The organism is Waltera acetigignens, assembly GCF_025567015.1.
Classification (GTDB): domain Bacteria; phylum Bacillota; class Clostridia; order Lachnospirales; family Lachnospiraceae; genus Acetatifactor; species Acetatifactor acetigignens.
Map to the genome: position 1 here is coordinate 167,056 of NZ_JAOQJO010000004.1, position 19,743 is coordinate 186,798.

The window sequence follows — 19,743 nt, forward strand, 5'->3', positions numbered from 1 at the left end:
GCAGTCCATGGATTCTGTGCTGACACCATCAAAAGACAATATCATAATATCTCCTGCCGCCAGATTGCTGCCAACCCTTTTTCCCGCCGCCCGGATCGCTTCCATGGCGCCAAAGGCCTCATTGTCGTTTTCGCAATAGACCACATTGATATTGTCGTATTTTTTCAGGAAAGCTTCCATGACTTCCTTCCCCTTGGCCTGGGTAAATTCTCCCGATACCTGGTCTAACAGATCCCAACCGTATTTTGCCGCGCCCTGCTCCAATCCTCTGGTACGTCCGATCTGGGCGGAAGCTCCGATATTTCCCTGAATATTTACAATATGAAGATCCTCCGGTGCAATTCCCTTGCTGATGGAAAAGGAATTCAGCCACTCCGACATTTTCAGGCCTTCCAGTTCAAAGTCCGAACCCACGAAGCAGGTGAACAGACTGTCATCCTCCACATCCACCTTACGGTCCACGATGACCACCGGGATCCCGGCATCCTTTGCTTCCCTGAGCACCGTGTCCCATCCGGTCTCCGTCACCGGTGCCAGCACGATGTAGTCCACCTCCTGCTGGATAAAGGTTCGGATGGCCCGGATCTGGTTGGCCTGCTTCTGCTGACCATCCTCGAAGATCAGGTCGTACCCGGCCTCTTTTGTAAAGGTACTTTTCATGGACTCCGTGTTGGCACTGCGCCAGTCGGATTCCGCTCCCACCTGGGAAAATCCCACCACAATACGGTCTGTCTGTGTATCCTCTGGTGTTGCAATATCCTCCGCAGTGCTTTGTCTGTCGCCGCATCCTGCAAGCAGGATTCCCAGCCCCAGCAGCAGACCCGCCATCCATCGTCTTCCTGTTCTGCATTTCTTCATATCTGTAATGTCATCCTGTTCTGTCATACTTCCCGCCCGGAAATCGCTCTGTCATTCTCTCATTTTCCGGCAGGTTCTTTCTCTGTATGAAAATACGCCACAGAGCTCTCCAGTTCCCCGGAGATCTGTTTCATTTTATCACAGTTTGCGCCCACTGTCTGTATCTGTGTCAGGATTTCCTCAATGTTTGCATTCACCTGCTGGTTGTTGGCAGCATTTTCCTCACTGATAGCACTGAGGCTGCCGATATTGCCCAGAATATCCTCTTTCTGCTGTGACAGACGTCCGGTCTCTCCGGCGATCTTGCGGATCTCTTCCGCAGAATGTCTGATACTTTGCTCTAACTGCTGATACTGCTCTCTGGTTGCAATAATGTGATCCTGTTCCTCCCGGATGATATTCTTTACCACATCCGCCTGTTCCACAGTCTCACCGGATTTCTCCATAATGCCCTGGGCCAGATTTTTGATCTGCTCGGCACCGGCAGCGCTCTGCTCCGACAGTTTGCGGATCTCTTCCGCCACCACGGCAAAGCCTCTGCCCGCCTCTCCGGCTCTGGCGGCCTCGATGGAGGCATTCAGACTTAACAGATTGGTCTGTCCGGAAATGGAGAAGATCAGAGCTACCGCCTCATCGATCTTTTCGATATAATCGTTGGTCTCATGAATCTTCGCTGTAATGGTATTCACGGATTCCACAGAACGATTGCTGCCGGTCATGATCTTTTCCATGCCTTCCCCCGCCTTTTTGCTGTTGTCCTGTATTTCTTCCGAATCCTTCTGCAGCTGTCCGGCACTGACACTGATGTCATTGACCGCCTCTCCGATCTCATCCATACGGTCACTGATATTCTGCACATTTTCCGCCATTTCCTCCGCTGCGGAAGACAGCTGCTCCATCGCCTGACTGATCTGTCCAGCCTGTTCTGTGGTGGCATCGCTTCCCTCTGCCACCTGCCGTACACTGTTTAGAAGTTCTCCGGATACCTCCTGTACACCGCCGATGACCTGTGCCAGATTCCGCTGCATCTGTGAGGTATTCTGTAACAGATTACGGATCTCCCGGACAATACTGTCGGATTCTTTTCTGGCACTCAGATCACCTTCCGCCAGGGCATCCACCCTGCTGCCGGTCTCTTTCATCTTGCCCGACAGTGCTCTGCTCAGGAAAAAGCAGATAACACCAAACAGGATCACCATGCCCACTGCGCAGACCATGAATACAACCTCGATCTCCCACAGGGCATCGGTGATCTCATTTTTCCGTTCCGCCGCAAAAGCCACTGCAGTGATCTGTCCGTTATTCATAATCGGGATATAATAACCATAATAAGTATTTCCCTCAATCACTACATTTTTATCATAATATCCCTCCGTCCCAAGATCCTGATCCATGGGGATTTCACGGATACGATAGTCATTTTCATTTTTAATGGATGTGGTAGCCGGAATGCCGTCTGCAAGAATGGCCATCTCCAGGCCTTCTTCCTTCAGGCTGTCCAGGTACTCATAATAACCGCTGGCATTCATTGCCGTGATCTCATTTTCCTTACAGTATTTTGCCAGATTATCCGCAGTTACATGCAGTGTGGTCTGCACACTGCCTTCCAGATTCGTTCTGGTCAGACGTAAAGATGTGGTACTGAGGATTACTGTTGCCAAAACTACCGGTGCCAGTGCCAGCAGCATCAACAACAGGAACAGGCTGCATCCCTGCTTTTTCAGAGTTTTCTGCTTTTTTACCTTCGTTTTTTTCATAACTTCTACCCCCTGATATTCGGTGGATTCCTTTTACTAGCGGAAAAAGAGTGTGACTGCACACCAGCCACGCTCTTTCCGCTCCTCCCTATTTTCAGCTGCTTTTATTTGTTCTGCAGCATTTTCTTTTTTCTTGCGATGACCACACTCTGTACTACCAGGAACAGACACAGCATAGCTGCAATGGTGATACCGGTCCACCATGCCTGATCCAGACCTGCACTGGATACGATATTCTGGATGGTGCTCAGGGACAATACACCGAAGAAAGTTCCGATGATATTGCCGACACCACCAGTCAGCATCGTACCGCCGATGATGGAGGATGCAATGGCGTTCATCTCCATGCCGCTGGCATGAGAAGCAGATCCGCTTCCTACATGCAGGAAGTACACATAACCGCCGATACCTGCCAACAGTCCGCAGAGCAGATGGGACATGAACTTGGTTCTCTTCACATTGATACCTAACATCAGCGCGCTCTGATTGTTACCGCCTACCGCATAGAAGCTGCGGCCCATCTTGGTCCAGCGAAGCATGATAAACATCAGAATGACTACTAAAAGCGCCACAATCACACCGATCTCCACATAAGCATTGACGTAATTGCCCAGTTTGTTCACGGAGCCCATTCCTGGAACGATCACACGGGTTTCCTTCAAAGCAGTGAAACTTTCGTTGGCTACGTTGAAAGGTTTGGTATTTACGATCGTTGTCATACCTCTGGCGAAGAACATACCCGCCAGGGTCACGATAAAGGGCTGGATATCCAGGTATGCTACCAGGAAGCCCTGTACGATACCGAAAGCAAGGCCAATGGCTACTGCCAGTAACATGGATACAAATACATTACCGCCGCCGAAGTCCAGATATACGGCGCAGCTCATGCTGACCAGTGCCACCACACCGCCGACGGAAATATCGATTCCACCGGTGATCATGACTAAACTCATGCCGCAGGACAGAATGATCAGTGCTGCGTTAGCGTTCAGAATGTTGAAAAATGTCTGAGGTTTTAAGAAGCCTTTTCCCTGGAACACGATGGCTCCGATATACATTACGAAGAATACTACGATCGTGATGGTCAGCAGCAGATTGGTATCTGTCATATTTTTTAACTTCTTACCCATATCAGCCAACCTCCTTTACAGCCTTGCCCTGCTTCAGCTTCTTGCCGAAAGCGGACAGCCATTCTCTTACCTTGGGAGTACTTAAGACTACCAACAGGATAACCACTACCGCCTTGTAAGCAGGAAGTGCATCGGACTGTACGTCGAATTTGTACAAGGTGGTGGTCAGGAACTGGATGACATAAGCACCCAGAATGGAAGCTGCCATGTTGAACTTACCACCGCTTAAAGAGTTACCTCCCAGAGCTACTGCCAGGATGGCATCCATCTCGATATCCTTTGCAATAACGGAGTAGTTGATGGAGGACAGACGGCTTACTTTGATCAGTGCTGCCACTGCCACGCACAGTCCCAGGATCACGAAGGTCAGGAACTTGATAAATGTGGGATTCAGGCCGTTCAGTTTGGAAGAATTCTCATTAATACCTACGGACTGGGTGTAAAGTCCCAGTGTCGTGAACTTCAGCACCAGGAAGATCACCAGTACACAGGCCGCTGCAATGAAGAACGGTGTGGGAATGGGGATCCCGGGGATAAATCCGCCGAAATAACTGAAGGTAGGATCACTTACGATAGGAAGTTCGTTGTTGTTGATCCATGCGGCAATGGAACGGCCTGCCGTATAGAGGATCAGGGTCGCTACCATGGGCTGGATCTTGAAATATGCTACCAGCACACCGTTAAAGGCGCCGAACAGCATCGCTGCCACACATGCCACCAGGAATGCTACGATAATGGGGGCCTGCAGGGTATCGGGTCTGGAATTGGTACCACACAGGACTCTTAAGATCACGCTGCCTGCGATGGCAATGGCAGCGCCCACGCTGATATCCTGTCCGCCGGAAGCTGCAGTGACCAGTGTCATGCCAATGGCTAAAATAGCCAGTTCGGAACCGTAGTCCAGGATCGTCATCAGGTAACCGGACAATACCGGATCTCCTGCGCTGTTATATCCCAGTGTGATCTTGAAGAAACTGGGGTCTACGATCAGATTGAATACTGCCAGGATTATCAGGGCTGCAATGGGAATGAAAATCTGCTGCCGGAACAATCCGCTCAGGAAATTTTTATTACCTTTTTCTACTTTCTTTTCATTACTCATGCTTACTTTCACCTCCGGCAATCGTACTCATAATCTTGGTCTGGGTCAGATCTTCTCCGGACAATTCTCCTACCACCTTGCGGTCTCTCATGACTACCAGTCGGGAGCAGGTACGGAGCATCTCGTCGGTCTCGGAAGAGATGAAGGTCACGCTCATGCCTTCACTTGCCAGCTTCAGTACCAGCTTCTGGATATCCACCTTGGTACCGACATCGATACCTCTGGTGGGCTCATCCAGAATCAGATATTCCGGATGGGTCAGAAGCCATCTGGCTAAGATTACCTTCTGCTGATTACCGCCGGACAGCGACTTGATGGGTGTCTCGGCCGATGCCGTCTTGATATCCAGCAGTTTGATGTATTCGTCTGCAAATTTATTAGCTTCCGCCTTGGAAATAGGGTGGAAGAATCCACGAAGTACCTGTAATGCCAGGATAATATTCTCTCTTACGGACAAGTCACCTACGATACCGTCACGCTTACGATCCTCCGGCAGATAGCCGATTCCACAACGCATAGCATCCAGAGGCTTATTGATCTTGACCTGCTTGCCGTTCTTTTTCACCGTACCGCCGATGACACGGTCAGCACCGAAAATAGCGCGGACGCACTCGCTTCGGCCAGATCCCAGCAGTCCCGTAAATCCATTGACCTCGCCCTTCTTAATATAGAAGTCAAAGGGCTTGATTCCGGCATCGCTGCACAGATCTTTGGTCTCAAATAAGGGGGCTCCGTTCTCCGTCTTCTGTTCCGTGGGCTGCTCGCCTTTGATATCGGACAGGTCATCCAGTTCCTTACCCAACATTTTGGATACCAGTTGTACTCTGGGCAGATCCTTGATGGCATATTCACCTACCAGACTGCCGTCACGCATAACAGTGATCTTGTCACACACTTCATATACCTGATCCAGGAAATGGGTTACGAAGATGATACCCACGCCTCTGGCCTTCAGATCGCGCATCAGACCGAAGAGCTTTGTCACTTCCTGCTCATCCAGAGAGGAGGTCGGCTCATCCAGGATCAGTACTTTACAATCCATATCTACAGCTCTGGCAATGGCTACCATCTGCTGTACGGCGATGGAACAGCTTGCCAGCTGCTGGGACGCTTTCGCGGGGATATCCAGATTCTGTAAGATCTTGTCTGCGTCCTCATTCATTTTTTTCCAGTTCTGATAGATCTTATTGGAACGTCCTATGTACATGTTCTCCGCCACGGACAGATTCGGACAGAGTGTAATCTCCTGATATACCGTACTGATGCCCAGCTTCTGTGCCTCCTGCGGAGAGTGAATGGATACGGCTTTGTCATTGCCGTCGATGAAGATCTGACCTTCATCTTTGCTGTAGACACCTGTCAGTACCTTGATCAGGGTTGACTTTCCGGCACCGTTCTCTCCCATCAGCGCATGGATCTCACCTTTGTTCAGATGGAAGTCCACACCTCTCAGAGCACGTACACCGGGAAAGCTTTTGTGAATATTTTTCATTTCCAATACTGTGTTATTGTCCAAAAGTTTCACCCCTTAATCTGTAACTATTCAGAGCCATGTAAATATCATGAAATGTTCTTCGAATGCTGGCATTCGTAAGAATATTTTATGATATTTATAGGGCGAAGTAACCACATTCGCAATAAAGTGGGCTCTGAAAGAGCCTTTTGCGAATGGGGTTCTGAATAGTTACTCTTTTGATAAAAGAAGCGCGGAGCTAGCATGCGCCGCGCTTCTGGTCGTTTACGTCAGATTAGATACCGTAGTTGTCTACATCTTCCTGAGTAATGGTGGTTGCATCGAAGCCTTTCTCATCCATGATGATGGTCTTCTCGGAGATGGTCTCGCCGTTCTCCAGCTTCTTGATGATGTCATCGATATAGGAAGCCTGGAAAGGATTGCACTGTCCATCGTAGTTCCAGTTGCCTGCCTTCAGTTCTTCCAGAGCCCACTTGTTGCAGTCAAAGCCCATAACGATAACGTCTTTACCAACACCGTGGGAGATATTAGCCTTATCCAGAGCTGCTACAGCACCCTTAGCCATATCATCGTTCTCAGCGTAGATTACGTTGAAAGGAGTACCTGCGTCGATTACAGACTGTACGATCTGCTGTGCTTTCTCTGCGTTCCACTCAGCGGTCTGCTGTGTTACCAGATTGAATCCGTCGTTTGCTGCTGCGTCATCCAGAGCACCGGTACGTCCCTGCTGTGCTGCGGAACCCATAACACCCTGTAAGTGGATAATGTTGTATTCACTTAAGTTCTGGCTCTTTAACCAGTCAACTGCGGTCTGGCCTTCCTTTGCCATATCGGATACGATGGATGCCTCATACAGGCTCTCATCTGCATCAATGGTACGGTCGAAGAGGATAACTCTGATACCTGCATCCTGTGCATCCTTCAATACGGAATCCCAACCTGCGGTATCTGCTGCGGACAGAAGCAGATAGTCAACGCCATCCTGAATGAACTTCTGTGCTGCAGTGATCTGCTCATCGTTCTTTAAGCTGTATGCGAAAGATGCTTCGTAGCCGTTAGCCTCGGTAAAGGTATTCTTCATATCCTTATCGTTTGCGGTACGGTAACCGGACTCGTTGGGGTCATTGTTGATGATGCCGACTTTGATCATATCTCCGGAGGAGCTGGAGCTGGTCGTTCCTGCGCTTGCACTTTCGGTTGCTGCGTTTGCACTTCCGGTTGCTGCGTTTGCACTTCCGGTTGCTGCGTTGCTGCCTGCATCAGAGGAGCCGCATGCTACAAGGCTGAATACCATGGTTGCTGCCATTACTGCTGCTAAAATTTTCTTCTTCATTGTGTAACCTCCCAATTTGTTTTTGTTACCCAAAGAACTATTTCTTTGATGATCTTATTGTAAAGCGGATCCGGGGAAAAAACCATGAAGATACCTCACGGAAAAGTTGAAATTTTTATGGTAAAAAAAACCACCGGCGTAAAAAGTTGATTTTTTTACGATAGTGGTTCATTTTTTTAATACTGCGGAAGCCGGACCGTGACGCAGGTGCCCTCCCCGTAGGTACTGGTAATGGTGATACCATAGTTTTCACCGAAATTCAGACGGATACGTTCGTTCACATTGTACAGGCCGTAGATATCGGTCTCCCGGACCTTCCGGTTGCGGATGCCTTTCCTCACCTGCTCCAGCCGCTCCGGCGTCATCCCCTTGCCGTTGTCCGTGATCAACAGAATGCAATCCTCTCCGTCCAGTTCTCCTTCGATCCGTATCATGCCCTTGCCACGTTTGTTCTTGATTCCGTGGTACAGTGCATTTTCCACCAGAGGCTGCAGCGTGATCTTGGGAATCTGGCAATGGTTTAATTCTTCCGGAACACAGATCTCATATTGAAGGATGTCCTGATAACGCATCTGCTGGATCTCCAGGTAGCTGCGGACGTGCTGCAGTTCTTCTTTTACATCCAGAATATCCTGTCCCTGATTCAATGAGATCCGGAAAAAGTCCGACAGGCTGCCTACCATGCTCACGACCTTTTTCTGTTCTCCCGCCTCCGCCAGCCATACAATGGCATCCAGCGTATTATATAAAAAGTGCGGATTGATCTGGGACTGCAGCAGTTCAAATTCCGCCTTGCGCAACCGGATCTGCTCCGTCTTCACCTGCTCTAACAGTTCGTTGATCTTGTCGATCATGGTATTCAGTGAATCGCTGAGCACCTGGGCCTCCACGCCCCCCGTCACGTCGGAGCGCACCGTCAGGTCACCTTTTGCCACCTGATCCGTCACCTGGGTAAGGCGTCTTATGGGGCTCGTGATACTTAACGGTATATAATAGGATAAGAATAAAAACAGAACCAGGATCAGTGTAAAGGCAATGATGGAGAAACGGATCATATTCACGAAGAAATCCTGATATTGCTGCCTGCTCTCCTGAATCCCCCGGATCTCGTAATAGATGTACTGGGACATGGTATCACCCACCAGAGACGTCACAATCTGCACATCATTTTCCCAGATTTCCATGTTGTCCTCGTAGCGGTTGCCTTCCCGGATATTGTCCTCGATCCTGCCGATATAGGTCTCCAGATTGTTCAGATATTTTTTGACACTGGTCAGTCGTTTCAGGTTCTCCTGAGATTCCGTCAGTTCTTCCAGACCGGCCACGATGTCATCTGCCTCCACCAGCATATCATGCAGACTGGACTCTTCCAGCGTCTTGTTCCCTACGATCAGCAGATAAGTCTCATAATCGAAATCCTTCTGGAAATCCAGGCTGAACTGACTGGCCATGACGGAGGAATTGATCATATCCTCGTATCTGCGGTTATTGTTCCATAAATTATAGAAGCAAAAGATCAGGAACAATACAAAAGGCACCAGAAGGCAAAGATAGGAATATCTTATCTTTGCCACCAGTGTCGAATGTTCATACAATTCTTTTATCTTTTTTCTCATAGGAATCCCCCTTATCCATGGCCACGGCTAATTGGTGCCGCCCCGGTACTGGGTAGGGGTCATTCCCTGGGTCTTCTTGAACAGATAGGAGAAATAGTGTGGATCCTTGTAGCCCACCTCCTGGCTGATCAGGCTGCTGCGCTTGCCGGTGCAGCGCAAGAGTTCCTTTGCCTTGTTCATACGATAGTCTGTCAGATATTTGATAAAGCTCTGTCCGGTCTGCTGGCTGAAGATCATGCTCAGATGGTTCGGTGAGAAATTCACGTGGGATGCCAGCAGATTCAGGGAAAGTTCCTCGTCTGCATAATTCTCATCAATGTATTTCATCACCTGTTCCACCACATCATCATACCGGCTGCTGGCAGCCTTATCTCTGACTGCCAGTGCTTTCTGCAGAATTCTGGTAATGTAATGGATCGCACTATCGCTGTCCTGCAGGGTCTTCTCGTCCTGATTGGGTGTTTCCAGTTCCTGCGTATCCGTCTGCAGGCTTTCCAGAAAATCTGCCACACAGAAATAGACATCCATGGTAATATACTGCCTGAAAATATTGGACTGCAGTGCCTTGTTGCTGAGATCCCGGAAAAATTCTTCCACGAAGTAGACCACTTCCTCCCGGTCACCCTGTTTTAAGAATTCCTGGATTCTTGTGCGGTCGATCTGCTTTGGATTGACTTCCTTGATGTCAAAATTATCTTCCTTCTGCGCTTCCTCCGTCATATGTCCGCTGTCCAGGATCCGGCTGTCCTGCACCAGATATCTGTGGGCAAAAGCATGACTGGCCTGTTCAAAAGATGTCGGAAGCTCCCGCAGACGGTTCACCGGCTTGCCGATACCACCGAAATACCGCACATGTTCATAGCCTTCCATAATGTCCTTGATCTTTTCTATGTATTCCTGTTGCAGCAGCAATAGCTGTTCCTCGGAATCGGCTTTTAATAAGAATGCTTTTCCTTCCAGATTACGATCAAAGGTGATCACCGTCCTGCCGTCTTCCAGTCCCCGCAGTTCCTGTTCAATCCGGATCAGGCTGCCGGAATACTCATCCTGCGCATGACGCAGAGACTGGGTCTTGAACAGAATAATATTGTACCAGGGTGCCGACAGATCGATCCCCAGAATCTCTGCCGATTCCAACAGTTCTGCCACGGTGCTTTCTCCGGTGACCAGTTCCTGGAACAGTTTTTTCCGCTCTCTGAGATTGTTTTCCTCCATCTCCTGCAAATACCGCTCTCTGATCTGAATGGCTCTGTGCTTCTCCTCGATCTTCGCCGACAATTCATCCAATTCCGCCAGCAGTTCCTCACCATTGATGGGTTTGGACAGATACTGGGCCACTCCCAGCTTGATAGCTTCCTTGGCATATTCAAATTCCTGGTAACCGGACAGAATAATGATTTCTGTGTCCGGAAGCTCCTTGCGGATCAGACGGCTCAGTTCCAGGCCGTCCATAAACGGCATCCGGATATCGGTGATCACGATATCCGGACGCAATTTCTGGATCATGGGATAGGCCAGCTCTCCGTCGCCGGCCTCCCCACAGAACTCATAGCCATGAGCCTTCCAGTCGATATTATTTTTGATTCCTTCACGGATGACAAATTCATCCTCCACCAAAAACACTTTTAACATTTCTACGATACCCTTCTTCTATCTGCAGGTAACTTCTACCCGCAGATTCTGCCTGCAGATTTTTATTTCGTTCTCTGCAATACTATTTTCTATTATACACGAAAACAGATTTTTCGGGTAGCATATTTTAGCGGTAGAATACTTCTCCCAGCATCAGGTCTCTCTTCAGATCGCGGATCTTCGTATCCTTGTCGATGTATACAGCCTCGATGCCCATCATGGCTGCCCAGTCACCCATCTGCTCTGCGGTCAGATCGTAGGTAAATGCGGTATGATGTGCACCTCCTGCCAGGATCCATGCTTCCGCGCCGGTATACAGATCCGGTTCGGGAGTCCAGAAGTTGGTAGCGGTAGGAAGCTTCGGCATGGGTTTCTCCACTTTCTTGCAGTTCACATCGTTGATGATCAGACGGAAACGATTGCCCATGTCGATCAGGGAAGTAGCGATACCATGACCTTCCTTGGAAGTAAATACCAGTCTTGCAGGATCTTCTCTGTCTCCCATGGACAGGGGCTGGCACTTGATGCTGATGGGACCGTCCGCAATGGTGGGGCAGATCTCCAGCATATGGGCTTCCAGAATACCTTCCTTACCCTTGATCAGATTGTAGGTGTAATCCTCCAGCATGGAAGTACCCTTGGCATCCTTTTTGCCTGCGGTCATGATCTTCATCAGACGTACCATGGCGGCTACCTTCCAGTCACCTTCTGCGCCGAAGCCGTAGCCCTTCTCCATCAGTCTCTGAATGGCCAGTCCGGGCAGTTGCTTCAACGCACCCAGATCTCCGAAGTGGGTAACGATGGCCTGATAATTCTTCTCTTCCAGGAAACGTTCAAATCCCAGTTCGATCTGTGCCTGTACAGCCACATGTTTTTTAAACTCTTCGGGGTCTCTTCCCTCTAATAAAATATTATATTTCTCGTAGTACTCGTCTACCAGTGCATTGACATCGGATGCAGATACGGCATTTACACTCTCTGCGATCTCGTTTACAGGGTAAGCGTCTACTTCCCAGCCAAACTTGATCTGTGCTTCTACCTTATCACCTTCGGTTACCGCTACATTGCGCATGTTGTCAGCCACACGCATGACACGGATATGGCTGCTCTCCACCACGCCGACTGCAGTACGCATCCAGGATGCGATCTTGCCCTGTACCACAGGATCAGACCAGTGACCTACCACAACCTTACGCTCCATGCGCATGCGGGTCACGATATGACCGTACTCTCTGTCACCGTGGGCAGACTGGTTCTCATTCATGAAATCCATGTCGATGGTGTCATAGGGCAGTTCCTCATTGAACTGAGTATGGAAATGCAGCAGGGGCTTACGATACTCCTGTAATCCCAGGATCCAGGATTTTGCCGGAGAGAAAGTATGCATCCAGGTGATAACACCGGCACAAGTGTCATCCAGATTTGCTTCATTAAAAGTACGGCGGATCAGTTCATTAGTGATCAGGGTCGGCTTCCATACCACCTCATAAGGTAACACACCGGAAGCGTTCAGGGCATCCACGATCTTGTGAGAGTGCTCCGCTACCTTTGCCAGGCACTCGTCCCCATACAAGTCCTGTGATCCCGTACAAAACCAGAATTGATATTTTTTTGTCTGTAACATAAGTAATACCTCCTGTAGTTGAATACAATGATGTCGGGGTCAAAAGCCCCCGACTTTGATGCCTACGGATTGTTCCGTGCTACGCACTCCCTCAATCCTACCCAATATTCGCATATCGTGGGATTATCATCCCACTTTTATGCTCATATCGGGGCGGGTCCTAAGGTCTTTCACCCACCTATGAGCAAGCTCATGTGGGCTTAGACCTTTTGACCCTGGCATCATACAATTTCGATATTACTATATTACAACTTGTATGCTTCTGCTAACAAGTTGTATTTCCTACGACAAGCTCTGGCTGGATGAGAATCTTTCTCTCTTCCGGTCCCAGAGATTCCCCATGAAGCAGTGACAGTAACAGCTGTGCCGCCATTTCTCCCAGTTTTTCCTGGGGATGAACGATAGTGGTCAGTTGAAAACCTCCGCCGATGGCCATGTAGGAATTGTCATAACCGGTGACGGAAATGTCCTCCGGGATGCGAATCCCCCGGGCCGTCAGCGTCGGGATGACCTGCATGGCGATCTGGTCATTGTAACAGACCACACTGTCGAGTCTGGTTCCCTTGGAGATCAGACGCCGGATTCCCTCCTGTGGGTGGACTTTACGATCCTCTGTATGGAACCAGATCACCTTGTCCGGATCGTAGAGGACACCTGCTTCCTGCAGGGCCTGTACATAGCCCCGGTGACGGTTCTGTCCCTGGATGTCATCTGCCTTGAACACTCCGGCAATATCGCGATGCCCGGTATCCAGGAGATATTTTGTGATCAGATGACCTCCCCTGCAATCGTCCATCAGCACCTGGGGCTTGTCTTCCATCTGGTCGAAGCAGCCTTGAATAAACACATAGGGAATTCCGTATTCTTCCAGCCGCTCATACAGATGCAGATGTCTGCAGCTGATCTGGCTCTTACTGGGTTCGATGATGACCCCGTCGATATCCTTCTGCAACAGTTCCTCCAGACACCGTGCCTCCTGGCTCCGGGAGTTTCTTGTATTTTTTAATAAAATGCTATACCCCTGTGCCGTAAGAACTTCATCGATGCCCTGAATAACCCGGGGAAAAATATAATCCGACAGATAGGTGGTCACCACGGCAATGTTGTGAGACTTATGCTCCGGGCGGACCCGCTCCGACACAAAGGTGCCTTTCCCGTGTACCGCATAGATGTATCCCTCCTGTTCCAGAATGGCCAGTGCCTTGCGGACGGTCTGGCGGCTCACCTGATAAGCGGCGGCCAGCTGGTTCTCCGAGGGAACACGGTCACCGCTGCGCAGTTCTCCCAGTCGGATCTGTTCCTGTAAATCATGATGCATTTTATAGTATTTCAGCCGTTTTTCTTCCATACGTATCCGTCCGCCCCGCTCCTTCTCTATCCGGTTTTGTACAACTCTATTCCGTTTTCCGGGTATCGCTCCCCGGTACATTTCAGTATTTTTCGCCTTCCAGCAGGATCAGCCGCCGGATTTCTTCCTCTCCGCTGACACGTTCCCCTTCTATGGTATCATTATGGATCACATAATCACAGATCTTGCGATTACGCTTCTCCGCATCGATAGACAGGATCCGAAGTGTCTTTTCCTCGGTGTCATAGTCGGAATCAATGATATCGGCGATCAGCTTTTCTTTATCTCTCGCCACATAGATAATATGGGTGGGAAAGGAACGCTTCATGGCAATGGCACCGCACATATCCACGGGGATCACCGCAAACTTTCCCTGATCCAGCAAGGTCTGAATGTCTTCCTTTCTGGTGCCGTACCGTACCCCGGCATAAGCCGTTTTTTCAAAAAAGTTCATCCGGTCGAAGGCTTCCTCCGGGACGTACTTGTGGCCGTAGCGCCCCGGTTCCGTGCAGTAGTTCACCGGGCGGACAAAAATCTCCCCACTCTCTGTCCTTTCGCTTGTGCCTGTCCCGCGGCTACCGCACAAAGCTTCCGTAATCTCCCGTTTGCCGGAGCCGGACGGCCCCACCAGGGCCAGCACCGCCGGAGCAGTGATCTTCTCTGTCTTAGAAGTGGATGCTTTCATGATCTGCTTCACCAGAGAGACAAATTCCGCCATGGTATTTACGGACAACAGCCCCGTCATTTTGGCATTCCAGGGCTTCCGCATCAGCACCGGATACTCCGCCTTGCTCTCCAGAATATTGTGGATGGCATCATCCAGCACAATATCAAAATGGACACGATCCTTGGCACTTCCCAGAATAATATTTTCCGGTGGAAGCTCCGGGAACTGGGTCATGATCTGTTCTGCCCGCACTCCCATAAAATGTGGTGACACCGCAGTAATGAAAAAAACATCCGCGATCTGCATCAGTCTGCGGATCCCTCGTTTCGTCTCCTCGGTCGGGATCTGCCTCCGGTACAGTTCCGGATCGTTATAGAATTCTTTGATCACCGAAGTCCGCCCTTCGTTGGCCCAGGAAGTGATTTCCTCCATGCGATAAGGTTCCTTCGGATGATATTTTTCATTTGCCATACGGATGGCGATACTGTTAAACGGGGCGGTAACATCGTCCCAATCAATACCGATGCTGGGTCTGAGCATGCTGTAGTCCTCACTCTTTCTATGTTCAATGCGATCTATCACACCATGTGATTTTAGTGCATTATGCTTTTTGCACATTGTGCATTCCCGTTTCCGGAATACTTCTGCTATTTAGCATAGCATAAACGAATACGCAGTACAATCCATACCGCAGCCGCTCTCTCTGGCTCTTCTACCGTTCCAATCGGCATTGTTTATTTTGCCGTACTCTTTTTCCTTGGATATATCATGTTTTTGGGGCTTATCATCCATTTATCATATTTTTTGTTGTAATAATGCACAATCGCTTTTTTCTCTATATTGCCCAATTGTCAGCACTTTTGAACTGTGCTAGTATACATGTACAGGAGGAGAATTCATGACCAACCGGGAATTATTAGAGACGATAGTAATTAAATTAGAAAGTATAGACCAACGACTGGGCAGGGTGGAGCAACGACTTGATAAGGTCGAACAGCGACTCGACAGGGTGGAGCAGCGACTTGATAAGGTCGAACAGCGACTCGACAGGGTGGAGCAGCGACTTGATTCACTGGAGCAAAGATTCGATTCTTTGGAACAACGTGTTTCCAATCTGGAATCCGGTCAGATTGCCATGGAACAGCGCCTTACCAATCTGGAATCCGGTCAGATTGCCATGGAACAGCGCCTTGCCAATCTGGAATCCGGTCAGCTCTCTATGGCGAATCGCCTTACCAATATGGAGTTGACTCTTGAGAATGAAGTCAGTCGTAATATCTGTACAATTGCAGAAGCTCATTTAGATTTATCCAGAAAATTCGACCGGGCCTTAAAAGTAAAAGAAGATGATGAACTGGTTCGCGTCCGGCTTAATGTATTGGAAAATGATGTCCGAAAAATAAAGCAGCGGCTGGAAATTGCATAGTTTATTCTTATCAGTACCTTATCTTAATGGATAAGGTATTTTTTTGCCCTTCTTTTTGTTGACTTATCAACATCCTTGTGTTACACTTCATAAAGTTGTTGCAGTGTCAACATTTTACAGGAGGAACCTTCATGCAGGATCGTTTTGAAAGATTTGTGGTATCTATCACAGAATTGCACCGTTATCTGCAAAAATTAAAAGAACTGGAAATGGGACAGATGGACTTAAAAGCCGGTTATACCATGTGTCTGTATTATCTGGGAAAGCACCCGGAAGGGCTGACCGCCACGCAGCTGACGGAGCTGTGTAAGGAAGACAAGGCCGCCATCTCCCGTACCTTAAGCCAGTTGAGTTCCAAGGGGCTGGTGTCCTGCGAGCTGCCGGAACATAAACGTTCCTACCGCACACTGTATTATCTGACAGAAGAAGGCAATACTGTAGTCAAAAAGATCAGTTCCCGGATCTATTCCGCACTGGCTCACGGCGGTGATGGCATGACGGAAGAACAACGGTTGAATCTCTATGACTCTCTGGAACGGATCTCCCATAATCTGGAGCAGTATCTTACAGAGTTTTCTGCCAAGCATCCCACAGAGAAATGATCCATCCGCAACTCACCCTGACCGGCTTTCCAACAGAATTAACAGCAAGGTGACATGAACGATGTCGTATGTCCATCCCGATGGATGCCCCGGCGCATTTCCGCCCGAAAGAATATTCATCATAACTATATATAGAAAGTACAGGAAACAATTATGGAAAAAATACGTTTTATCACGGACTCCGCATCCGATATGAACAATTCAAGAGAGGACGTCACGATTCTCCCCCTGCATATCCGCTTCGGTGAGGAGGAATATGCTGACGGTGTCACCATCAGTCATAAGGAATTCTATGAGAAACTGATCGAATGTGATACTCTGCCCACCACCAGTCTGGTATCTCCCGCAGTCTTCGAAGAAGCCTACGAAAAAGCTGTATCGGCCGGAGAAACTGTCATTGTGGTTACTATTTCCAGCAAGCTGTCCGGCACCTGCCAGAGTGCCCGGATCGCTGCCGAGGATTATGAAGGCAAAGTCTTCGTCGTAGACAGTCTGAATGCCACCATTGGGGAACAGATTCTGGTAGAATACGGTCTGCAGCTGAAAAAGCAGGGAATGACCGCGGAAGAGATCGTAAGCGTTCTACAAGAGCAAAAGCATAAGATCCACACCATGGGACTCTTAGACACTCTGGAATACTTGAAAAAAGGGGGCCGTATCTCCCCCACTGTGGCATTCATCGGGGGTGCTCTGGCCATCAAGCCCGTGGTAGCAGTCGTAGACGGTGAGATCATTATGCTGGGAAAAGCCCGTGGTTCCAAAAACGGCAGTAACTTCCTCATCCGTGAAATTGAAAAAGCGGACGGCGTGGACTTCTCCAAGCCCTTCTGTCTGGGCTATACCGGTCTGAGTGACGAACTTTTACAGAAATACATTCACGACAGTGAGCATCTCTGGAAGGATTATGCCAAGGAGCTTCCCGTCAGCACTCTGGGTGCCACCATCGGAACCCATGTGGGCCCGGGTGCTGTTGCCGTTGCATTCTTCGAACATTAAATCTATTACAATTTTTCCCATTTGCTCAAAATAGGACTAATTTCCCACAGCTGCCCCACTGACAAATTTCTCCTCTTATGGTATATTGTAAAATCATTTTATATTGTTTGTTCATTTTCTACATTACCAGAGAGGAGAATTTTTATGGGGTTGAACCTGTTACTATCCACAAATCATATCGTCATCCACAGTTACTCTCCCGTGGCAGATTTTCTGTTGGTGGTTATGTGTCTTCTGGCATTGTTACTGATCCGACAGACTTTCATTAAACAGAGCCGGACCTTTCGGATCTTCAAGTCCTGTTTTGCCCTGCTTTTCATTGCCGCAGTTTCCAATATCGCCTTTTATTATGCCGACCTTTTTTCCAGACAGAACACCCTACTCTGGATCCTCCGGGCCGTCTACCATATCAGTCTTCTGTCCCTGTTCTGTCTCTATATTGCTTACCTGAAAATACTGATCGTCTTCCCGAAAAATATCGGCAGGAAATATACCTTTCTGTCCTTCGCCATCCTTGTGGTGACCGGAGTTGCCGATCTGGCATCTCCTCTGACCGGCTGGGGATTTCATCAGGATCATTACGGAATCTGGTATGAAAATATCCTGTCCACTCCTTTTATGGTCGGATATCTTCTGTATCTGGCGGTGATCCTCTTTCTGTTGGTTCGCTACCGCCGCAGACTTCCTACCGCACTGTTCCATATGCTGATATTTACTGAGACGGTCTGTGGATTGATTGTAGTCATGGAAGCTGCCATGAATACGACTTCTTTCCTGGCCACAACCTATTTTCTGCCGCTTCTGGTGGTATTGTACATGCTCCATGCCAACGCCTACGACCCGAAGACCGGTGCCCTGGGTTCCGCATCCTTGGATGAATATCTGCGCCAGCAGCGACAGACCGCTCAGGATACCTACTACCTGTGCCTGCGCTTTGACATGGATTTCGAATACGTCATGACAGAGGAAATGGGAAAGCTGTTCTACAGCTTCTGGACGGATTATTTTCGAAAGGGTATGTTGTTCAATCCTTCCACCAGCTTCTTCGTACTGGCAGTGGACAGCCACAATATCCCGGATGCCACAGAAAGGGCAGTATCCCTGATTAAAAAGGTGTTCCAGAAATATTATGAAGAATATAAGCTTCCCTACAAGCTGGTACTCTTCGACCATCTGGACTTTTGTGAGAATCTGGAACAGTTCTACGAGGTATTCAATTACTTTTCCGAAAAAGTAGCGCAGAATTCCTATCGTGTCTTCGGGGAAGAAGATTACCAGACTTATAAAGAAATGCATTATATCAAGTCCCAGTTGAAGGATATTGCGGAACACGGCTCCTTAGATGACGAACGCGTTCTGGTCTATTGTCAGCCGGTACGGAATGTCCACACGGGTACTTACGATACCGCAGAATCCCTGATGCGTTTGCGTCTGCCACAGACAGGACTGGTATTCCCGGATCGTTTTATTCCTCTGGCAGAAAAATACGGCTACATCCACCGCCTCAGCATGATCATTCTGAATAAGACCTGTAGGCAGATCAAGCAGATGCAAGATGAGGGCTATCAGATCTCCCGTGTATCCGTAAATCTTTCTGTGGAAGAGCTGGGCGAAAAGGACTTCATGGAAGAATTCAAATCCATCGTACGAGCCACCGGAATCGACTTCCACACCATTGCCGTTGAGTTTACGGAGTCCCAGAACGATACGGAATACGAACTGGTACAGGAATGCGTCAGTGAGTTCAAACAGTTGGGGGTATGTACTTATCTGGATGATTTTGGAACCGGTTATTCCACTTTCGACCGGATCTTAAGCCTGAAACTGGATGTGGTCAAATTCGACAGAAGCCTTTTACTGATGGCGGATCAGGATGCCAATTCCCGCTTCATGCTGGATTACTTCTCTACCGCCTTTGAGCGTCTGGGTTACAAGGTACTGTACGAAGGTGTAGAGACCGATGCCCAGGAAGAACTGTGTATCATCAGTCATGCAGATTATTTACAGGGCTATAAGTTCTCCAAGCCGATTCCCATTGAAGAATTGCCCCGGTTCCTTACGCGGGGCTGATATTGCGATTGCCGCATCCATTATTATTCCGGACACCGCTTCTGCGGTCCCCGCATACACAATAAAAATCCCGAAGGCCTTTCACAGTCTCCGGGATTTCTCTTTGCT

15 protein-coding genes are annotated in these 19,743 nt (G+C 48.9%); 4 read left to right on the forward strand and 11 right to left on the reverse strand.

What is annotated here, in order from left to right; translation table 11 throughout:
- The 11 genes from OCV96_RS06345 to OCV96_RS06395 all read right to left on the reverse strand — a co-directional run.
- The coding region (locus tag OCV96_RS06345; protein ID WP_425609806.1) for an ABC transporter substrate-binding protein at window positions 1-828 on the reverse strand (828 nt) is incomplete at its 3' end.
- Between the two features lie 89 nt (window positions 829-917).
- A complete protein-coding gene (locus OCV96_RS06350; protein ID WP_118537419.1) occupies window positions 918-2,615 on the reverse strand; it encodes a methyl-accepting chemotaxis protein in 1,698 nt (565 codons plus the stop codon).
- A 104-nt stretch (window positions 2,616-2,719) separates the two neighbouring features.
- Entirely contained in the window at window positions 2,720-3,745 is a 1,026-nt protein-coding gene (locus OCV96_RS06355) for an ABC transporter permease (protein WP_022312246.1), read from the reverse strand.
- A 1-nt stretch (window position 3,746) separates the two neighbouring features.
- On the reverse strand, window positions 3,747-4,847 hold the full coding sequence (locus OCV96_RS06360; protein WP_262593873.1) for an ABC transporter permease: 1,101 nt from the start codon (window positions 4,845-4,847) through the stop codon (window positions 3,747-3,749).
- The gene (locus OCV96_RS06365; protein ID WP_262593891.1) at window positions 4,840-6,339 is read right to left on the reverse strand and encodes a sugar ABC transporter ATP-binding protein; all 1,500 of its coding nucleotides are present in this window, start codon (window positions 6,337-6,339) and stop codon (window positions 4,840-4,842) included. Before OCV96_RS06365 ends, OCV96_RS06360 begins: the two co-directional genes overlap by 8 nt.
- A gap of 256 nt (window positions 6,340-6,595) precedes the next feature.
- Window positions 6,596-7,654, reverse strand: coding sequence for an ABC transporter substrate-binding protein (locus tag OCV96_RS06370; RefSeq protein ID WP_227732962.1), 1,059 nt, complete (start codon window positions 7,652-7,654; stop codon window positions 6,596-6,598).
- Between the two features lie 176 nt (window positions 7,655-7,830).
- Complete coding sequence (locus OCV96_RS06375) at window positions 7,831-9,270, reverse strand: sensor histidine kinase (RefSeq protein WP_022312242.1); 1,440 nt, start codon at window positions 9,268-9,270, stop codon at window positions 7,831-7,833.
- A gap of 27 nt (window positions 9,271-9,297) precedes the next feature.
- Window positions 9,298-10,902, reverse strand: coding sequence for a response regulator (locus OCV96_RS06380; protein WP_227732961.1), 1,605 nt, complete (start codon window positions 10,900-10,902; stop codon window positions 9,298-9,300).
- 127 nt (window positions 10,903-11,029) lie between these two features.
- On the reverse strand, window positions 11,030-12,526 hold the full coding sequence (araA, locus tag OCV96_RS06385; protein ID WP_022311773.1) for an L-arabinose isomerase: 1,497 nt from the start codon (window positions 12,524-12,526) through the stop codon (window positions 11,030-11,032).
- Window positions 12,527-12,791: 265 nt separating this feature from the next.
- Window positions 12,792-13,874 carry a GntR family transcriptional regulator gene (locus tag OCV96_RS06390; RefSeq protein ID WP_262593874.1) on the reverse strand — a complete coding sequence of 361 codons (1,083 nt, stop codon included), beginning with the start codon at window positions 13,872-13,874 and terminating at the stop codon, window positions 12,792-12,794.
- Between the two features lie 82 nt (window positions 13,875-13,956).
- Window positions 13,957-15,081 (reverse strand): 5' nucleotidase, NT5C type, encoded by a 1,125-nt coding sequence (locus OCV96_RS06395; RefSeq protein WP_022311775.1) that lies wholly within the window; start codon window positions 15,079-15,081, stop codon window positions 13,957-13,959.
- 358 nt (window positions 15,082-15,439) lie between these two features.
- Between OCV96_RS06395 and OCV96_RS06400 the strand changes: the two genes are divergently transcribed.
- From OCV96_RS06400 to OCV96_RS06415, 4 genes are all read left to right on the forward strand, one after another.
- Window positions 15,440-15,967 carry a hypothetical protein gene (locus OCV96_RS06400; RefSeq protein ID WP_227732959.1) on the forward strand — a complete coding sequence of 176 codons (528 nt, stop codon included), beginning with the start codon at window positions 15,440-15,442 and terminating at the stop codon, window positions 15,965-15,967.
- Between the two features lie 131 nt (window positions 15,968-16,098).
- The gene (locus OCV96_RS06405) at window positions 16,099-16,569 is read left to right on the forward strand and encodes a MarR family winged helix-turn-helix transcriptional regulator (RefSeq protein WP_262593875.1); all 471 of its coding nucleotides are present in this window, start codon (window positions 16,099-16,101) and stop codon (window positions 16,567-16,569) included.
- 153 nt (window positions 16,570-16,722) lie between these two features.
- A complete protein-coding gene (locus OCV96_RS06410) occupies window positions 16,723-17,565 on the forward strand; it encodes a DegV family protein (RefSeq protein ID WP_262593876.1) in 843 nt (280 codons plus the stop codon).
- Between the two features lie 144 nt (window positions 17,566-17,709).
- Entirely contained in the window at window positions 17,710-19,635 is a 1,926-nt protein-coding gene (locus tag OCV96_RS06415) for an EAL domain-containing protein (RefSeq protein ID WP_262593877.1), read from the forward strand.
- Window positions 19,636-19,743 lie beyond the last annotated feature (108 nt).